This is a genomic window from Streptomyces sp. NPDC005811 (assembly GCF_040630405.1).
GTDB lineage: Bacteria > Actinomycetota > Actinomycetes > Streptomycetales > Streptomycetaceae > Streptomyces.
In genome coordinates this window covers 119,508-135,951 of the sequence record NZ_JBEXXK010000008.1, presented here as the reverse complement: position 1 = coordinate 135,951, position 16,444 = coordinate 119,508, and the positions used below count along the sequence as shown (strand labels likewise).

Here is a 16,444-nt window from a genome sequence, read left to right as displayed (position 1 = left end):
TCAGTCCTCCCCCTGGTGGCGCAGCGCGACCGCGGGTTCCGTCCGGCGCAGCGCGGAGACGGCGGTGATCAGCAGGAGCGGGGCGGCGACCCCCGCGAGCAGCAGCGCCACCCTCGGCAGCGGCAGCTCCACCAGGACGGGCGGGACGGGCGTCGTCGCGTCGGAGGTCAGCACGATCAGCGGGACGACGGCCCGGGTCAGCACGGTCCCCAGACCCAGCCCGGCGAGCAGTCCGGCCCCGACGAGCAGGCTCTGCTCGGTCGCGACCAGCCGGGCGAGGTCCCGGCGCGGCGCGCCCAGCGCCCGCAGCACCGCGAACTCCGCCGACCGCTCCCGGCGCGCCCCGGCCGCGCTCACCGCGAACCCCCCGGCCGCCAGGGCCACGGCGGCCGCCGCGACCGCCGTCAGGGCCGAGCGGGGCCCGGCGCCGAGCGGGTCCCGCAGCAGTGCGGCGGCGGTCTCGTCACGCACCAGCACCTGGTCCGCGGTGAGATCGGGACGCGCCCGCAGCGCGGCGGCGACCCGGGCGGCCCGGCCGGGGGCGGCGTCCACCCACCACTCGTTCGGGGTGAGCGGCACACTCGCCCGCCGGGCCAGCGCCGCGTCCACGGCCCGCAGATCGAGCAGCAGCGCCCCGCCGTCCACGGCCCGCCCTTCCGGGCCGGCGGCGGTCGTCGGCAGGGCCTCGACGGACCGGACGATCCGCACCCGCAGCCGCTCCCCGGCCAGCGTCACGTCGATGCCGTCGCCGACCTTCGCGCCGGCGGAGCGCAGGAACCCCTCGGTGGCGAGGCCGGGCAGACTCGCCGCGGCCGGGGCGCCGGCCGTGTCGACGCGGACGGTGAACGTCGGCGGGGCGAGGCCGCGTCCGTTGTCGACGCCCGTGGCGTACTCGACGGTCAGCGGCGCCCGGGCGGTCAGGGGCCTCAGCACCGTGCGGGCCATGACCGCGCCGTTCACCGCCACGGTCCAGCCACCCGACCAGCGCAGTCCGGCGGGCGCCGGGACGGTCCGCGCGGCGCCGTCCGGGCCGGTGGCGAGCAGGCGTTCGACGGTGAGCCGGTGGCCCTGGGGACGACCCTCGGGAGAGGTGCCGTCGAGTTGCAGCCCGGTCAGCCGCACCGGCCCGGCCGGGGCGGCCCGGCCGCCGGTCGCCGTCCGGTCCAGGTCCACGGCGGCCCGGTGCACCCGGCCGTCGACGGGGATCTTCCCGGCGCTCATCCGGTAGGCGATGCCGTAGCCGTCCTCGACGACCAGGGTGAGCTGCGCCGCGAGACCGGAGGGGCGGTTCTTCGGGTCCGTGACGTCGGTGATTCGCACGTCGAGCGCGAGCCGCCGGGTGCCGTCGGGCAGCCGGATCGCGCGGTCGGTGTCCTGCCCGGCGGGGGCCAGCGCCCGCAGCAGCCGGGACGGGGTCTCCCCGGCGAGATCGCCGCGCAGCAGCAGATCCTCCCCGGCGTGCGCGGTGTCCAGGGCGAGGACCGTGGCGGTCCGGCCGCCGGAGAGGTCCAGGGTGGTGCGGTGCGCGGGGGCGGCGTCGCGGGCCCCGGGCAGCGCGGCGTACAGACCGGTCTGGCCGGGGCTGCCCGGCCGGGTGTCGAGGACCCGCACGGACGCGCCGGTGCGGAAGTCGGCCTGGTCGTCCTGCGACCGGTCCCAGGACGCGCCGTGCCCGATCGCCAGCATCCCCGTCGCCACCGCGACGACCAGCAGCAGCACGGGACCCGCCCCGCGCAGCGGACGCCGGCTGAACTGCCAGCCCGCGAGCGCCGCCGGCAGCCCCCGGCCGCTCGCCGACCGCCGCTCCGCGAGCCGGGCCGCGAGCGGCAGCAGCCGCAGCGTCAGCACCGTGCCCGCCAGCAGCGCCAGCGCGGGCGCGGCGACCAGCAGCGGATCCACGCCCAGCTCCCCGGCCCGGTCCCGGCTGAGCGCGCCGCCGTCCGCGTCGGACCGTCGGCCGAGCTGCCAGTAGGCGATCCCGGCGATCAGCAGCAGCGCGGCATCGGCTCCGGCGCGCACCGGCGCGGCCGAGGCCGTGGCCCGGATCCGCCGCAGCCGTACGGGCGCCTGGGCCGTCGCCGCCAGCGCGGGCGCTACGACCGCCGTCGCGCAGGCCGCGGCCACCGCGCCCGCGACCAGCCACACCCGGCCCGCGGGGGCCGCGTCGAGGCGCAGCCCGATCCGGTCGAGCGAGGACCAGTGGGCGAGCAGCCGGGCCAGCGGACCGGACAGCAGCGCGGCGCCGGCCGCGGCCGGCACCGCCAGCAGCAGCGCCTCCAGCGCGGCGAGTCCGGCGATCCGGCCGCGCGATCCGCCCCGGGCGCGCAGCAGTTCGGTCTCGCCCGCCCGCTCGCCGTCGAGGAGCCGGGCCACCAGCAGCAGCGCGTACCCGGCGAGCAGCACCAGTTGCACCGAGACGATCATCAGGGTGGAGCGGGAGACGAGCAGGGCCCGCGCGGTCCGGTCGAGCAGGGCGGGCAGTTCGCTGTGCACGGACGCGCTCTCCCCGAGCGCCGTGCGCAGCTCCCCGGCGGCCCGTGCGTTCGCCGCGCTCAGCCGGTCGATGCCGGCGGTGGTGAGCGTGCGGTAGTCGGCCGTCGCCACCCAGGTGGTGCCGTCGAGGGCGGCGCGGCCCGACGCGAGCACGGAGGCGTCGGTGAGCAGCGGGCCGTAGGTGGTGAAGACGACCGTGCGCACCCCGTGTCCGGCGAGGGTGTCCGCCTGCCAGTACGGGTCGGCGGTGTCGGCCGCCCGGTAGACCCCGGTCACCCGGACCGCGAGGGGCTTCCCCGTCAGCCGGTCGGTGAGCTCCACCCGGGCCCCGGGCCTCAGCCCCAGCCGGTCGGCGGCCGCCTCGGGCAGCGCGACCGGCACCGGCGCGGTCCCGGCCGCCGGTCCGGGCAGCGCGCCCGCGACCAGCCGGATCCGGGAGGTGTCCAGGGTGCCGAGGAAGGTGAGGTCCGGCTGCCCTGCCCGCGGGGTCCCGGGCAGGGCGTACGCCGTCGAGCGCTCCAGCGCGCGCACGGTCACCGGCAGCCCGCCGAACGCCTCCCGCGCCCGCCGGGTCACCTCCGCCGCCGTCTCGTCCCGGGACGCGTCCGTGTCGACCACCAGCGCCGCCGAGGCCGCGGCCCGTCCGCCGAGCGTGCCGCGCAGGGCGGCGTCGCCGACGGAACCGGAGAACGCGGCGAGGGCGGCGAGCACGGAGGCGGTCAGCAGCACCGCGAGCAGGGCGGCGGCGAGCAGCAGCCGGTGCGCGCGCACGCGCAGCACCAAGAAGCCCGTCACGCGTCCCCCGCTCCCCCCGAAGTCCCCTAGGCGGCATGCATATCACGGAGTTACCGGTCGGGCACATGTGTGCGGTGCCGGATGCCTACGGCTCTTGACGGTGCGGGCGGGCACCGGATGTGATGCCGGGATGACGGAGAACACCGCCGCCCTCGCGACCGGCACCACCGATCGTGCGGCGGACCCCATGCTCCTGGTGGAGGATCTGCACCACTCCTACGGCACGGGCGCCGCCGCCGTCCACGCGCTGCGCGGGGCGTCCTTCGCCGTCCGGCGCGGCGAACTGGTCGCCCTCAAGGGCCGTTCGGGCTCCGGAAAGACGACCCTGCTGCATCTCATCGGCGGCCTCGACTCCCCGCAGCGCGGCCGGATCGTCCTCGACGGCACCGATCTGTCGGAGCTCGGCGAGAGCGGGCTGCTGGAGCTGCGCCGCGACCGGATCGGCTTCGTCTTCCAGTCCTTCGGGCTCATCCCCATCCTCACCGCCGCCGAGAACGTGGGGGTGCCGCTGCGCCTGCGCCGGGCCGAGTCGCGTGAACGCGAGGAGCGGGTGGCCCTGCTGCTGGCCCTGGTGGGGCTCGCCGGCCACGAGACTCAGCGGCCGGCCGAGCTGTCCGGCGGCCAGCAGCAGCGGGTCGCCATCGCCCGCGCCCTCGCCAACCGGCCCGCTCTGCTGCTCGCCGACGAGCCGACCGGCCAGCTCGACGCCGCCACCGGCCTCGCGGTGATGGAGCTGCTGCGGGCCGTGGTGCGCAGCGAGGACGTCACGGCCCTCGTCGCCACCCACGACCCGCAACTCCTGGGCCTCGCCGACCGGGTGCTGGAGCTCGCCGACGGCGAGGTGGTCGAGAGCCCCTGATCAAGAACCCCTGATCGAGAGCCCCTGATCGAGAGCCCCTGATCAGGTGAGCTGGTGGACCTTCGCCCACGCGCACACCACCAGCAGCACCAGCAGCGCCACGCACGCCCCCGCCTGGATCCACGGCCGCCGCCCGTCCCGGGGCGCGTGGGCGAAGGCCAGGGCCACCGCGCCGCCGGCCAACAGGCCGCCGAGGTGTCCCTGCCAGGAGGTCAGGCCCGCGGAGACCACCAGCCACAGCAGCAGGCCCGCCATGAACCGGTTGACCTGGTTCATGTCGGCGCCCAGGCGGCGCGCCAGGACGTAGTAGGCGGCGCCCACGCCGAAGACCGCGCCGGAGGCGCCGACCGTGAAGACCATGGGGACGATCAGCAGCACCAGCACCGAACCGCCGAGCGCCGACAGCAGGTAGAGCGCGAGGTAGCGGATCCGGCCGAGCCGGGACTCCACCACACGGCCCAGATACCACAGCGACACCATGTTCATCACGATGTGCAGGATCCCGAACGTGCCCTGGGTCGGCGGCTGATGCAGGAACGCCCCGGTGAGCAGCCGGTACCACTCGCCGTGCGCGACGCCCCAGGGGACGTAACCCCGCGGCGTGCTGCCGAGCATCGCGAACCGGTCGACGACGTCCGCGTCCACCACCTCCGCCAGATACGCGAGCACGTTGAGCCCGATCAGCACGTACGTCACCAGCGGCACCGCCGATATCTGGCCGCCCACGACGGTGCGGGCCCGGCGCACCGACCGCGCGCCCTCCTTCACGCACTCGGGGCACTGGTGGCCGACGGCCGCCTCCCGCATGCAGTCCGGGCAGATGAACCGCTCGCAGCGGGTGCAGCTGACGTAGGACTCCACCTGGGGATGGCGGTAGCAGGTGGTGACGGTGGACTCGGACTCCACGGACCGGCTCCTCTGGGCGCTTCTCGGCTGGGCGCTTCTCGGCAAGAGCGAACAAAATAGCGAACGCGGCTGATGTGGGAGGGTGGGGGCCATGGTCGCGATCAGTCTGAGCAAGGTCCAGGAGACCGCTCCCGCGCTGGTGAACCTCTACAAGAGCGCCGGGGTGTCCCTCACGAAGCACGGTCTCGACGGGCAACGGGCCGCCGTCTACCTGGTGGTCGACTACTCGGGCTCGATGAAACCGTACTACCAGGACGGCAGTGTCCAGGCGCTGGCCGACCGGGTGCTGGGCCTCTCCGCGCACCTCGACGACGACGGCCGGGTCCCCGTGGTGTTCTTCTCCACCGACGTCGACGCCGTCACCGACATCGAACTCGCCTCCCACCAGGGCCGGGTGGAGCGGATCGCGGCCGGGCTCGGGCACATGGGCAAGACCAGCTACCACCTGGCGATGGACGCGGTCATCGACCACTACCTCGACAGCGGTGCGCGCGAGCCCGCCCTCGTCGTCTTCCAGACCGACGGCGGGCCGATCAACAAGCTCGCCGCCGAACGCTATCTGTGCAAGGCGGCCCGGCTGCCTCTGTTCTGGCAGTTCGTCGGCTTCGGCGACCGGGGCAGCAAGCAGTTCGACTTCCTGCGCAAGCTCGACGAGCTCGCCGTGCCCGGCAAGCGGGTGGTCGACAACGCCGGCTTCTTCCACGCGGGTCCGGATCCGCGCCGGGTCTCCGACGCGGAGCTGTACGACCGGCTGGTGGGCGAGTTCCCGAAGTGGCTGGTGGCGGCACGGGCGGCGGGGATCGTACGGCCGTAGCGTGCTACCAGGTGGGCAGCCGTTCGGCGAAGCGCTCTCCCATGCGACGGTGGGTCGCCGCGTCCGGGTGGAGGCCGTCGGGGAGCGGGAGTTCGGCGGCGTCGGCCTCGCCGTACAGCTCGCGGCCGTCCAGGTAGTGCAGGTGCGGGTCGTCGGCCGCGCGCTGCTCGACCAGGCGGGCGAGTTCGTCGCGGACGACGCGCAGGGTCAGCTTGCCGAACGCCACCTCGGCGGGGTCGCCCATCGGCTGGAACCACGGCTGCCCCGAGGCGACCGTGGTGAAGTCCAGGGCCGTCGGGCCGGGGGTGTCCTCGTGCAGGGGGCACAGGATCGGTGAGACGACCACCAGCGGGACGGTCGGCCGGCCCTCGCGGATCGTGTCGAGGAAGCCGTGGACGGCGGGGCCGAAGGCGCGCAGCCGCATCAGATCGGTGTTGACCAGGTTGATGCCGATCTTGACGCTGATCAGGTCGGCGGGCGTGTCGCGCAGGGCGCGGGCGGTGAACGGGTCGAGCAGGGCGCTGCCGCCCAGGCCGAGGTTGATCAGCTCCAGCCCGGCGAGCCGCGCCGCGACCGCCGGCCAGACGCCCGTCGGGGTCGCCGCGTCGGAGCCGTGACTGATCGAACTGCCGTGGTGCAGCCACACCTTGCGGCCCGAGGGCCGGGCGGGCCCGACCGGGGCGTCGGTGCGCAGCGTGAGCAGCTCGGTGGTCTCGTTGTGCGGGAGCCAGATCTCGATGTCCTTCGTCCCGCCCGGCAGCCCGGCGAAACGGACGGTGCCCGGCTTCCCGGGGCGGAGGTCGCCGGTCCCGGACGCCAGGTCGACGGTCAGCGTGTGGCCGCCGCCCGTCACGCTCGCGTGCCCGGCCGGGCGGCCGTCGACGAGCAGGTCGTACACGCCGTCCGGCCGGGGCGGCGCGCCCACATAGGCCCGCCGGGTGGGCAGGGCGTCCAGTTCCACGGTGGTGGCGGCGGTGCGGAAGACCAGCCGTACGCCCGAGGGCTGGGACTCGGCCATGAGCAGCTGTCCGTCGGAGCACTGGGCGCGGGCCCGGGCCGGCAGCCGGTGCGGCAGGACGCCGTGCTCGGTGCGCTCGACGTCCAGGGCGCCGCGCAGCAGGTCCGCGGTGACCGGCGTGGTGATCCACGCTGGCCCGGTCATACGGCGGGCCAGGTGCGCAGCAGCGCGTCGAGGGCGTCCAGGACGCGGGTCCAGGTCTCGTCCGTGTCCGGGGCGCTGTGGCTGAAGCCGCCGCCCAGCTCCAGGCTGACATAGCCGTGGAAGACGCTGCCGAGGAGGCGGACCGCATGGGTCCGGTCCGGTTCCGCGAGGTCGTAGCCGCGCAGGATGGCCCGGGTCATCTGCGCGTGCCGGACTCCCGCGCTCGCGGCGGCCGTCTCCGGGTCGAGCCGGAGCTGGGCGGCGGCGTAGCGGCCGGGGTGCTCATGGGCGTAGTCGCGGTAGACGTTGGCCAGCGCGCTCAGGGCGTCCTTGCCGGCCCGTCCGGCCAGCGCCTCGGAGGCCCGGTCGGCGAGCTCCTCCAGGGCGAGCAGGGCGATCCGGGTCCGCAGGTCCTGGGAGTTGCGGAGATGGGAGTACAGACTCGCCACCTTGACGTCGAACCGTCTGGCCAGCGCCGAGACGGTCACCTCGTCGAAGCCGACCTCGTCGGCCAGCTCGGCGCCCGCCCGCACCAGGCGGTCCGTGGTCAGCCCGATCCGCACCATGTGGATTCTCCCTTCCCTCTTCATCCTTGGCCTGAAGCAAGTATGTATTTGCCTAAAAGCTTTAGGCAAATTACCGTCGACTTTATGAAGCCCCTGACCGAGCAGCAGATCCGCGCCGCCTTCGTGAACTGCACCAAGGGCGAGGCCAAGCGCCTCTCCGTCCCGCGCGACCTGGCCGAGCGGCCCTGGGACGACCTGGACTACCTCGGCTGGCGCGACCCCCGGGCCCCCGACCGGGCCTACCTCGTCGCCGAACGGGACGGCCGTCCCACGGCCCTCGCCCTGCGCGCCTCCGCCGGTGCCGTCGGGCAGGCCCGGCGCAGCATGTGCTCGATGTGCCTGACCACCCACTCCGGCGGCGTCGCCCTGATGGTCGCCCCCAAGGCGGGCCGGGCGGGCCAGCAGGGCAACTCGGTCGGCGCCTACCTCTGCGCCGACCTCGCCTGCTCCCTCTATGTGCGCGGACTGCGCGACGCCGGCATCGGCGCCCGGCTGCCCGAGACGATCACCCTGGAGGAGAAGATCCGGCGGACGGTGACGCACCTCGCCGCCTTCATCGCCAAGGTGACCGGCTGACCCTCAGCCGCGCGCCGCCAGCACCTCCGCCCGGCACTCCCCGGGGCTGCCCCACGCCGACCGCAGCGCCCGCGCCTTGGTCAGCCACAGCGAAAGGTCGTACTCCTGCGTGTACCCGATCGCGCCGTGGAGCTGAAGCGCCGTGCGCGCACAGGCGTACGCCGCCTCGCAGGCGGTCAGCTTCGCCGCCGCCACGTCCGCCGGCGCCATCGTCACGGCGGCGCCCAGCACCAGCGGCCGGGCGAACTCCAGCGCGATGCGCGCGTCCGCCAGCCGGTGCTTGACCGCCTGGAACGACCCCACCGCGACCCCGAACTGCGTGCGCTGCCGCACATACGCCACCGTCCGCTCCAGCAGCGCGAGACCGACCCCGAGCGCCTGGGCGGCGGTGGTGAGCCGGGCCAGCAGCAGGGCCTCCGGCGGGGGCGGCCCGGCGGCGAGCAGCTCTCCGCCCGGCCGCAGCCGGGTCAGCCGCCGCGCCGGGTCCAGGGAGGGCCGAACGGGGTCGTGCCCCGGGGCCAGCCGCACCCCGTCGGCCGTGACGGACAGCCGTACGTCCGCCAGGTCGCCGTCGAGCGCGTACGCCCCCTCGTACGCCACCGTCGCCACCGAACCGCCCGCCGCCAGCGCCGGCAACAGCCGCTTCGCGGGCCCCGGTTCACGGATCAGGGCCGCCGCGGTCACCGTCTCCACCAGCGGACCCGGTACCGCGTGCCGCCCCAGCTCCACGAACGCCACGGCCAGGTCGACCGGCCGGCGCCCCAGCCCCTCGTACTCCTCCGGGACCGCCAGCGCGAACACCCCCGCGTCGGCGAGCCGCGACCACAGCGCCCGCCCGCCCGCGTGGTCCCCCCGGCTCCACTCCCGCACCGTCCGCGGCGTGCCGGACGCCGTCAGCAGCGCGTCCAGCGAACCGGCGAACGCCCGCTGCTCGGCGTCGAGGAGGAAGCGCATCAGCGGCGTCCCTTCGGCAGGCCGAGCAGCCGCTCGGCGACGATGTCGCGCTGGATCTCGTTGGTGCCCGCGTAGATCGGACCGGCCAGCGAGAACACATACCGCTCCGCCCACTCGGTGTCCGCCCGCTCGCCGTCCCCGGCCAGCAGGTCGAGCGCCGTCTCGTGCAGCGCGATGTCGTACTCCGACCAGAAGACCTTGTTCAGGCTGGACTCCGGGCCGAGCCGCTCGCCCGCCAGGAAGCGGGAGGCGGCCGCGTAGGTGAACAGCTGGTAGGCGCGGGCCCCGACGAGCGCGTCCGCGACCCGCGCGGCCGACTCGGCGGGGCCGCCCGTCGCGCGCCACAGGTCGTACAGGCGGTCGGCCGAGGCGAGGAAGCGGCCCGGGGAGCGCAGGGTCAGCCCCCGCTCGTTCGCCGCCGTCGACATCGCGATCCGCCAGCCCTGCCCGGGCGCGCCGATCACGTCCTCGTCCGGCACGAACACCTCGTCCAGGAACAGCTCCGCGAACGCCGGCCTCCCGTCGAGCCGGCCGATCGGACGCACCGTCACCCCGGCCGCGCGCAGGTCGAACATCACGTAGGTGAGGCCCTGGTGGGGCTTCGGCGCGTCCGGGTCGCTGCGGAACAGACCGAAGGCGCGGTCCGCGAAGGCCGCGCGGGACGACCAGGTCTTCTGACCGCTCAGCAGCCAGCCGCCCGCCGTGCGGACCGCCCGCGAGCGCAGGGAGGCCAGGTCCGAACCGGCCTCCGGCTCCGACCAGGCCTGCGCCCACACGGTCGCGCCGCGGGCCATCGGCGGCAGCACCCGGTCGCGCTGCTCGGGTGTGCCGTGCTCCAGCAGGGTCGGCCCCAGCAGGCTGATCCCGTTCTGGTTGACGCGCCCCGGGGCGCCCGCCGCGTAGTACTCCTCCTCGAACAGCAGCCAGCGGACCAGCCCGCACTCCCGGCCGCCGTAGCGTGCGGGCCAGTCCACCACCGACCAGCCGTCCGCGGCCAGTTCGGCCTCCCACGCGCGGTGCGCCGCGAACCCCTCGGCCGTCTCCAGCGAGGGCGGCGCGAGGGCGGGCACATGCGCGTCGAGCCAGGCGCGGGCCTCGGCACGGAACGCCTCCTCCTCCCGGGTGAGGGCGAGATCCATGAGCGGCTCCCCTTTTCCTGGGCGGCCGGCCTTTCCTGCGCGACCGACCTTTTCTAACAAGTGTTTGGTAGGTTAGCGTGGCGGTATGACAGACGTCGAGACTCCGGCGTACGTACCCGGCCACGGACTGCTCACGGGCCGCACCGCCGTCATCACCGCGGCGGCCGGCGCGGGCATCGGCGGCGCCACCGCCCGGCGCTTCCTGGAGGAGGGCGCCCGCGTCGTCATCAGCGACGCCCACACCCGCCGCCTGAAGGAGTACGAGGCGGAACTCGCCGGGGAGTTCGGCGCGGCCTCGGTCACCGCGACGCCCTGTGACGTCACCGACGACAGCCAGGTCCGCGCCCTGTTCGACACCGCCGTGGAGACGCACGGACGGCTCGACGTCGTCGTCAACAACGCAGGCCTCGGAGGCACCGCCCCCCTCGTCGACATGACCGACGACCAGTGGACCCGCGTCCTGGACGTCACACTGAACGGCACCTTCCGCTGCACCCGGGCCGCGCTCCGCCTGATGCGCGACAGCGGGCGCGGCGTGATCGTCAACAACGCCTCCGTCGTCGGCTGGCGCGCCCAGGCCGGACAGGCCCACTACGCCGCCGCCAAGGCCGGGGTGATGGCGCTGACCCGCTGCGCGGCGGTCGAGGCCGCCGCCTACGGCGTCCGCGTCAACGCCGTCGCGCCGAGCCTCGCCATGCATCCGCACCTGGTGAAGGTGACCACACCCGAACTCCTCCGGGAGCTGACCGCGCGCGAGGCCTTCGGCCGGTACGCCGAACCCTGGGAGGTCGCCAACGTGATCGTGTTCCTCGCGTCCGGCTACTCCTCGTACCTGACGGGCGAGACCGTCTCCGTCAGCAGCCAGCACGCGTAGGACGACAATGGGCCCGTGCCGACCAAGAAGAAGCCCCAGGTGACCGCCGCGCCCGCCCGGCGCCGTGAACTCCTCGACACCGCCGCCGAGGTCTTCGCCGAGCAGGGCTACAACGCCACCACCGTCCGCAAGATCGCCGACCACGCGGGCATGCTCGCCGGCAGCCTCTACTACCACTTCGACTCCAAGGAATCGATGCTGGAGGAGATCCTGCGCACCTTCCTCGACGAGCTGTGGGACGGCTACGACACCGTCCTCGACGCCGGCCTCGGCCCCCGCGAGACCCTGGAAGCGCTGGTCACCGAGTCGTTCCGGGAGATCGACCGGCACCGCGCCGCCGTCGCGATCTACCAGAAGGAGAGCCGACAGCTGGTCGCGCAGGAACGGTTCGCGTTCCTCGCCGAGTCCCAGCGCAGATTCGAGAAGGCGTGGCTGGCCACGCTGGAACGCGGGGTCGCGCTCCGGGTGTTCCGCGCCGACCTCGACGTCCGTCTCACCTACCGGTTCGTCCGCGACACCGTCTGGGTCGCCGCGTCCTGGTACCGGCCCGGCGGACAGCACAGTCCGGAGGAGATCGCCCGGCAGTACCTGTCGATGGTGCTGGACGGGATCGCCGTACGCACGTAACCCACTGGGGAGTTGCCATGGCCGAGGCCTACATCGTCGAAGCGGTCCGTACGCCCGTCGGGCGGCGCGGGGGAGGGCTGAGCGGGGTCCACCCGGCCGATCTCGGCGCACACGTGCTGAAGGAACTGATCGCCCGCGCGGCCGTCGACCCGGCCGCCGTCGAGGACGTCGTCCTCGGCTGCCTGGACGCCGTCGGACCGCAGGCCGGGGACATCGCCCGCACCAGCTGGCTGGCCGCCGGGCTGCCCGAGGAGGTGCCCGGCGTCACCGTCGACCGCCAGTGCGGCTCCTCCCAGCAGGCCGTCCACTTCGCCGCGCAGGCCGTGCTCTCCGGCACCCAGGACCTGGTCGTCGCGGGCGGGGTGCAGAACATGTCGCAGATCCCCATCGCCTTCGCCACCCGCCAGGCCGCCGAGCCCCTCGGCTTCACCCAGGGCCCCTTCGCGGGCAGCGAGGGCTGGCGCGCCCGCTACGGCGACCGGCCCGTCAACCAGTTCGCCGGCGCCGAGATGATCGCCGCGAAGTGGGGCATCAGCCGCCGGGACCAGGAGGAGTTCGCCCTGCGCTCCCACCGGCGGGCGGCCCGGGCCATCGACGAGGGCCGCTTCGACCGCGAGACCGTCGCCCTCGGTGACGTGACGGCCGACGAGGGGCCGCGCCGGGACACCTCCCTGGAGAAGATGGCCGCCCTGAAGCCCGTCATCGACGGCGGGACCGTCACCGCCGCCTGCTCCTCCCAGGTCTCCGACGGCGCCGCCGCCATGCTCCTCGCCTCCGAACGCGCGGTCCGCGAACACGGGCTCACCCCCCGGGCGCGCGTCCACCACCTCTCCGTACGCGGCGAGGACCCCATCCGCATGCTGACCGCGCCCATCCCGGCGACGGCCTACGCCTTCAAGAAGACCGGGCTGACCATCGACGACATCGACCTCGTCGAGATCAACGAGGCCTTCGCCCCCGTCGTCCTCGCGTGGCTGAAGGAGACCGGCGCCGACCCGGACAAGGTCAACGTCAACGGCGGCGCCATCGCCCTCGGCCACCCCCTGGGCGCCACCGGCACCAAACTGATGACCACCCTCCTGCACGAACTGGAGCGCACGGGAGGCCGCTACGGCCTCCAGACGATGTGCGAGGGCGGCGGCCAGGCGAACGTGACGATCATCGAGAGGCTGTGAGGGCGCCGACGCCTGCCCGGCCCCCACTTCGGCGGACGGAGTCCGGCGCAGGCCTGCGAAGCCTGTGCGGCCCCCCGGGGGCGGGCGGTGTGAGGGGGCCGTTGGGGAGGGTGTCGATGGGTGGGGGCGGCGGTTGGGTGGACGTGACGATCATTGAGAGGCGGTGAGGCGTTCCCTGACCGTCTCGGCCTCCCTCATGATTCGGGCCACCAGTTCCGCGCACGACGGCAGGTCGTCCAGGAGGCCGGCGACCTGGCCGGAGGCCATCACGCCGAGGTCCGTGCGGCCGTCCACCATCGCCGATCTCAGCAGCATCGGGGTGTTGGCGGCCAGCAGGACCTGACTCCAGGACAGGTCCTTGCCGTGGCGCAGGGCGAGGCCGTCGCGGACCATGCCCGGCCAGGACAGTCCCGACAGTTTCCGGAAGGCCGCCGCCCGCCGCACCGCGTGCAGCAGCGCGCGCAGGCGGCCCGAGCGTTCCAGGGCGTCCACCAGGTCCGTGCGGAGCATGCGGTGCGGAAGGCCGTCCACCGCGCGGGTGACCGTGATGTCCCCGACCGTCGCCGCCAGATAGCGGGCCTTCACCGGGTGCGGCACCGTCGAGTCCGACGTCAGCAGGAAGCGCGTGCCCATCGCCACGCCCGCCGCCCCGTAGGCCAGCGCCGCCAGCAGACCCCGCCCGTCGAAGAAGCCCCCCGCCGCCACCACCGGGATGTCCACCGCGTCCACCACCTGCGGCAGCAGCACGCTCGTCGCCACCTCACCGGTGTGCCCGCCGCCCTCCCCGCCCTGCACCAGCACCGCGTCCGCCCCCCACGCCGCGACCTTCTCGGCGTGCCGGCGCGCCCCCACGGACGGGATCACGACGACCCCGGCCTCCTTCAGCTCGGCGATCAGCTCCCGGGAGGGCGCCAGCGCGAAGGACGCCACCCGCACCCCCTCGTCGACGACGATCCGCACCCGGTCGCCCGCGTCCCCCGCGTCCGCCCGCAGATTCACCCCGAACGGCGCGTCCGTACGGGACTTGACCTCCCGTACCGCCTCCCGCAGCCCGTCCACGGTCATCGTCGCCGAGCCCAGCACACCCAGCGCGCCCGCCTCCGCCACCGCCGACACCAGCCGGGGCCCCGCCACCCAGCCCATCCCGGTCTGCACGAGCGGATGCCGCACCCCGACCAGTCGCGTCAGCGCCGTCTCCATCAGAGCGGGACCTCCCGCGCGCGCGTGTTCCCCGGATCGAGCACCTCGCGGATCAGCCGCAGCTCGGCGGCGGTCGGCTCACGGGTGCACGGCACCTCGTCCGGGACGACCAGCTCGAACCCCGTCGCCTCCCGGACCTCCTCCACCGTCACCCCCGGATGCACCGAGGCCAGCCGCATCGCGCGGTCCGGCGTGGCGAAGTCGAAGACGCCCAGGTCGGAGACGACCCGCGGGATGCGGTGGTACCGGGCGCCGGCCGCCCGGTCGTACCCGACCCCGCACACCAGGTCGACCCGCTCCACGAACACCCGCCGGGAGTGCTTGGGCACCCAGTAACTGGTCGGGTTGTTCAGGGTGTTGACCGGCGCCCCGCGCACCCCGAGGAGCTGGCGCCGCGGCCGCGCCCAGTCGCCGATGCAGGAGATGTTCTGGTTGCCGTACCGGTCGATCTGGCTCGCGCCCATCATCACGTGCCGCCGCCCGCCGGTGACCAGCTCCAGATGCTGCCGGTACGGCAGCCAGCCCTCGGCGGTGCCGTCCGGCCGGACGAGCGTCGCCTCGCCGTCCGTGAGCAGCAGGTCCGGCGCGAAGGTGAGCCGGGCCAGCCGGGCCCCCACGGAGGGGATCAGCCCCATCGGGCTCGCCAGGATCTCGCCGCCGTCCCGCCAGGCCTCGGCGCAGGCGATCACGCAGTACTCGGCACGCGTGGTCATGCGTCCTCCTCGACGGACGCCCGGTACGCCGCCTCGTCCCCGGCCAGATACCGTGCCGCGAACTCCTCCCACGGCGTGGTCGCGTACCTCTTCTGGAACGCCTCGTCCCGGCCGTAGTCGGGCGCGCAGGACGTGAAGTGCGCGCCGCCCGGCGCCTCCACCACCCCCGTCACCGCATGCCGCTTGATCAGCAGGCTCTGCGGCGGCCCCGCCTTCGTCAGCTCGGCCGTGTCGACGATCCGCTCGCAGGACACGTACGCGGTGTCCGCCGCCGCGCAGAACAGGTCGTCGAAGTACGGGTCCGGGCCCAGATACTGCCCGTTGCCCAGCCGGTCGGCCCGGTTGACGTGCACCAGGGCCGCGTCCAGCCGCAGGGCGGGCATCGCGACGAACGTCTCCCCGTCGTCGTACGGCGAGGTCACCGTCCGCAGGGCGGGGTTGACCCGCATCACGTCCGAGCCGATCCCCGCCCGCACCGGCAGGAACGGCAGCCGGTTGGCGGCGGCCCGCAGCCCCCACAGGAACATCGCCTCGTCCACCTCCGTCAGCTCGAACGCACCGCGTTCACGGGCCGCGCGGTAGTGCGGTTCCAGGGGGATGGAGTCGAGCGTGGCGAACGCGGCGACCAGCTTGCGGATCCGCCCGGCCGCCGCCAGCATCCCGACGTCCGGGCCGCCGTACGACACCACGGTCAGATCGGTGACGCCGGACCGCAGCAGGGCCCGGACCAGGGCCATCGGCTTGCGGCGCGAGCCCCAGCCGCCGATGCCGAGGGTCATGCCGCTCTCCAGCCGGGAGACCGCCTCCTCGGCGGTCATCGTCTTGTCGGTCACCTATCCGCGCTCCTTCCCGAACGTGTCGCGGACCCGGTCGGCCACCCCCGAGACGCTCGCCTCGAAGGTGAACCCCTGCTCGAAGCGGTAGCTGCGGCGCACGTCGACCGGGTCGATGCCGTTGAGGGCCGCCTTCGCCAGCCGCAGCAGCTCCCCGTCCTTGGCGGCGATCTCCCGCGCCACCTCCAGCGCGGCCGCGCGCAGCTCCTCGCGCCCGACCACCCGCCACACCGAGCCGTGCCTGTGCAGCTCGGCCGCGGTGACCGTGCGCGAGGTGAAGTACAGGGCGCGCATCAGGTGCTGGGGGACCAGCCGGGCCAGATGGGTCGCCGCGCCGAGCGCGCCCCGGTCCAGCTCGGGCAGCCCGAACACCGCGTCCTCGCTCGCCACGATCACGTCGGCGTTGCCGACGAGCCCGACGCCGCCGCCCAGACAGAAGCCGTGCACCGCCGCGACCACCGGGACCTCGCACTCGTACACCGCCGCGAACGCCTCGAAGCAGCCGCGGTTGACGCCGACGAGCGCGCCCGGTCCCTGGCTCTGGAGCTCCTTGATGTCCACGCCCGCGTTGAACCCCCGCCCCTCGGCGGCCAGCACCACACACCGGGTCCCGGGGTCGCGGCCGGCCGCGCGCACCGCGTCGGCCAGCGCGAACCAGCCGCTCACCGGCAGCGCGTTGACCGGTGGGACGTCGACGGTGACCAGGGAAATCCCCTTTTCGGGGGACGAGGTGGAGACACCCATGGAAGCATCAGCTA

General features: G+C 74.5%; 16 protein-coding genes. 6 read left to right on the top strand and 10 right to left on the bottom strand.

What is annotated here, in order from left to right; translation table 11 throughout:
- Positions 1-3,288: an FtsX-like permease family protein gene (locus tag ABZ490_RS11230; protein ID WP_358987751.1), complete on the bottom strand. Its 3,288-nt coding sequence runs from the start codon at positions 3,286-3,288 to the stop codon at positions 1-3.
- Between the two features lie 130 nt (positions 3,289-3,418).
- Here ABZ490_RS11230 and ABZ490_RS11225 point away from each other — a divergent pair, with 130 nt between their 5' ends.
- Positions 3,419-4,147 carry an ABC transporter ATP-binding protein gene (locus ABZ490_RS11225; RefSeq protein ID WP_358987748.1) on the top strand — a complete coding sequence of 243 codons (729 nt, stop codon included), beginning with the start codon at positions 3,419-3,421 and terminating at the stop codon, positions 4,145-4,147.
- Positions 4,148-4,189: 42 nt separating this feature from the next.
- Here the strand turns inward: ABZ490_RS11225 and ABZ490_RS11220 are convergent, their stop codons facing one another.
- Positions 4,190-5,053 carry a rhomboid family intramembrane serine protease gene (locus tag ABZ490_RS11220; protein ID WP_358987745.1) on the bottom strand — a complete coding sequence of 288 codons (864 nt, stop codon included), beginning with the start codon at positions 5,051-5,053 and terminating at the stop codon, positions 4,190-4,192.
- A 91-nt stretch (positions 5,054-5,144) separates the two neighbouring features.
- Between ABZ490_RS11220 and ABZ490_RS11215 the strand changes: the two genes are divergently transcribed.
- Complete coding sequence (locus ABZ490_RS11215; protein WP_358987742.1) at positions 5,145-5,867, top strand: VWA domain-containing protein; 723 nt, start codon at positions 5,145-5,147, stop codon at positions 5,865-5,867.
- A 4-nt stretch (positions 5,868-5,871) separates the two neighbouring features.
- Here ABZ490_RS11215 and ABZ490_RS11210 read toward each other — a convergent pair whose 3' ends face one another.
- Positions 5,872-7,029 carry a GDSL-type esterase/lipase family protein gene (locus tag ABZ490_RS11210; protein ID WP_358987739.1) on the bottom strand — a complete coding sequence of 386 codons (1,158 nt, stop codon included), beginning with the start codon at positions 7,027-7,029 and terminating at the stop codon, positions 5,872-5,874.
- On the bottom strand, positions 7,026-7,595 hold the full coding sequence (locus ABZ490_RS11205) for a WHG domain-containing protein (RefSeq protein ID WP_358987736.1): 570 nt from the start codon (positions 7,593-7,595) through the stop codon (positions 7,026-7,028). Before ABZ490_RS11205 ends, ABZ490_RS11210 begins: the two co-directional genes overlap by 4 nt.
- Before the next feature lie 84 nt (positions 7,596-7,679).
- On the opposite strand from ABZ490_RS11205, the gene ABZ490_RS11200 reads away from it, so the two are divergent.
- A complete protein-coding gene (locus tag ABZ490_RS11200) occupies positions 7,680-8,171 on the top strand; it encodes an FBP domain-containing protein (protein WP_358987734.1) in 492 nt (163 codons plus the stop codon).
- A gap of 3 nt (positions 8,172-8,174) precedes the next feature.
- Here ABZ490_RS11200 and ABZ490_RS11195 read toward each other — a convergent pair whose 3' ends face one another.
- Both ABZ490_RS11195 and ABZ490_RS11190 read right to left on the bottom strand, forming a co-directional pair.
- A complete protein-coding gene (locus tag ABZ490_RS11195; protein ID WP_358987731.1) occupies positions 8,175-9,125 on the bottom strand; it encodes an acyl-CoA dehydrogenase family protein in 951 nt (316 codons plus the stop codon).
- Positions 9,125-10,264, bottom strand: a complete 1,140-nt coding sequence (locus ABZ490_RS11190; protein ID WP_358987728.1) for an acyl-CoA dehydrogenase family protein — start codon at positions 10,262-10,264, stop codon at positions 9,125-9,127. Before ABZ490_RS11190 ends, ABZ490_RS11195 begins: the two co-directional genes overlap by 1 nt.
- Positions 10,265-10,349: 85 nt before the next feature.
- On the opposite strand from ABZ490_RS11190, the gene ABZ490_RS11185 reads away from it, so the two are divergent.
- From ABZ490_RS11185 to ABZ490_RS11175, 3 genes are read left to right on the top strand one after another with little or no spacing between them, the layout of a single operon-like run.
- Positions 10,350-11,138, top strand: a complete 789-nt coding sequence (locus tag ABZ490_RS11185) for an SDR family oxidoreductase (RefSeq protein WP_358987725.1) — start codon at positions 10,350-10,352, stop codon at positions 11,136-11,138.
- 15 nt (positions 11,139-11,153) lie between these two features.
- Positions 11,154-11,765 (top strand): TetR/AcrR family transcriptional regulator, encoded by a 612-nt coding sequence (locus ABZ490_RS11180; protein WP_358987722.1) that lies wholly within the window; start codon positions 11,154-11,156, stop codon positions 11,763-11,765.
- A 17-nt stretch (positions 11,766-11,782) separates the two neighbouring features.
- Complete coding sequence (locus ABZ490_RS11175) at positions 11,783-12,940, top strand: acetyl-CoA C-acetyltransferase (protein WP_358987719.1); 1,158 nt, start codon at positions 11,783-11,785, stop codon at positions 12,938-12,940.
- A 150-nt stretch (positions 12,941-13,090) separates the two neighbouring features.
- Here ABZ490_RS11175 and ABZ490_RS11170 read toward each other — a convergent pair whose 3' ends face one another.
- The 4 genes from ABZ490_RS11170 to ABZ490_RS11155 are packed head-to-tail and all read right to left on the bottom strand — an operon-like array spanning position 13,091 to position 16,430.
- Positions 13,091-14,140, bottom strand: a complete 1,050-nt coding sequence (locus ABZ490_RS11170) for a nitronate monooxygenase (RefSeq protein WP_358987716.1) — start codon at positions 14,138-14,140, stop codon at positions 13,091-13,093.
- Entirely contained in the window at positions 14,140-14,853 is a 714-nt protein-coding gene (locus ABZ490_RS11165; protein ID WP_358987713.1) for a CoA-transferase, read from the bottom strand. The genes ABZ490_RS11170 and ABZ490_RS11165 overlap by 1 nt, the downstream gene beginning before the upstream one ends.
- Positions 14,850-15,686, bottom strand: coding sequence for a CoA-transferase (locus ABZ490_RS11160; RefSeq protein WP_358987710.1), 837 nt, complete (start codon positions 15,684-15,686; stop codon positions 14,850-14,852). The genes ABZ490_RS11165 and ABZ490_RS11160 overlap by 4 nt, the downstream gene beginning before the upstream one ends.
- Entirely contained in the window at positions 15,687-16,430 is a 744-nt protein-coding gene (locus tag ABZ490_RS11155; protein WP_358987708.1) for an enoyl-CoA hydratase family protein, read from the bottom strand. It lies immediately after the preceding gene.
- Positions 16,431-16,444: the final 14 nt, after the last annotated feature.

Bases quoted from the DNA above. Each gene is read 5' to 3' on its own strand.
- ABZ490_RS11225 (WP_358987748.1), top strand. From the start codon at position 3,419: ATGACGGAGAACACCGCCGCCCTCGCGACCGGCACCACCGATCGTGCG.
- ABZ490_RS11215 (WP_358987742.1), top strand. From the start codon at position 5,145: ATGGTCGCGATCAGTCTGAGCAAGGTCCAGGAGACCGCTCCCGCGCTG.
- ABZ490_RS11210 (WP_358987739.1), bottom strand. From the start codon at position 7,029: ATGACCGGGCCAGCGTGGATCACCACGCCGGTCACCGCGGACCTGCTG.
- ABZ490_RS11205 (WP_358987736.1), bottom strand. From the start codon at position 7,595: ATGGTGCGGATCGGGCTGACCACGGACCGCCTGGTGCGGGCGGGCGCC.
- ABZ490_RS11200 (WP_358987734.1), top strand. From the start codon at position 7,680: ATGAAGCCCCTGACCGAGCAGCAGATCCGCGCCGCCTTCGTGAACTGC.
- ABZ490_RS11195 (WP_358987731.1), bottom strand. From the start codon at position 9,125: ATGCGCTTCCTCCTCGACGCCGAGCAGCGGGCGTTCGCCGGTTCGCTG.
- ABZ490_RS11190 (WP_358987728.1), bottom strand. From the start codon at position 10,264: ATGGATCTCGCCCTCACCCGGGAGGAGGAGGCGTTCCGTGCCGAGGCC.
- ABZ490_RS11185 (WP_358987725.1), top strand. From the start codon at position 10,350: ATGACAGACGTCGAGACTCCGGCGTACGTACCCGGCCACGGACTGCTC.
- ABZ490_RS11175 (WP_358987719.1), top strand. From the start codon at position 11,783: ATGGCCGAGGCCTACATCGTCGAAGCGGTCCGTACGCCCGTCGGGCGG.
- ABZ490_RS11170 (WP_358987716.1), bottom strand. From the start codon at position 14,140: ATGGAGACGGCGCTGACGCGACTGGTCGGGGTGCGGCATCCGCTCGTG.
- ABZ490_RS11165 (WP_358987713.1), bottom strand. From the start codon at position 14,853: ATGACCACGCGTGCCGAGTACTGCGTGATCGCCTGCGCCGAGGCCTGG.
- ABZ490_RS11155 (WP_358987708.1), bottom strand. From the start codon at position 16,430: ATGGGTGTCTCCACCTCGTCCCCCGAAAAGGGGATTTCCCTGGTCACC.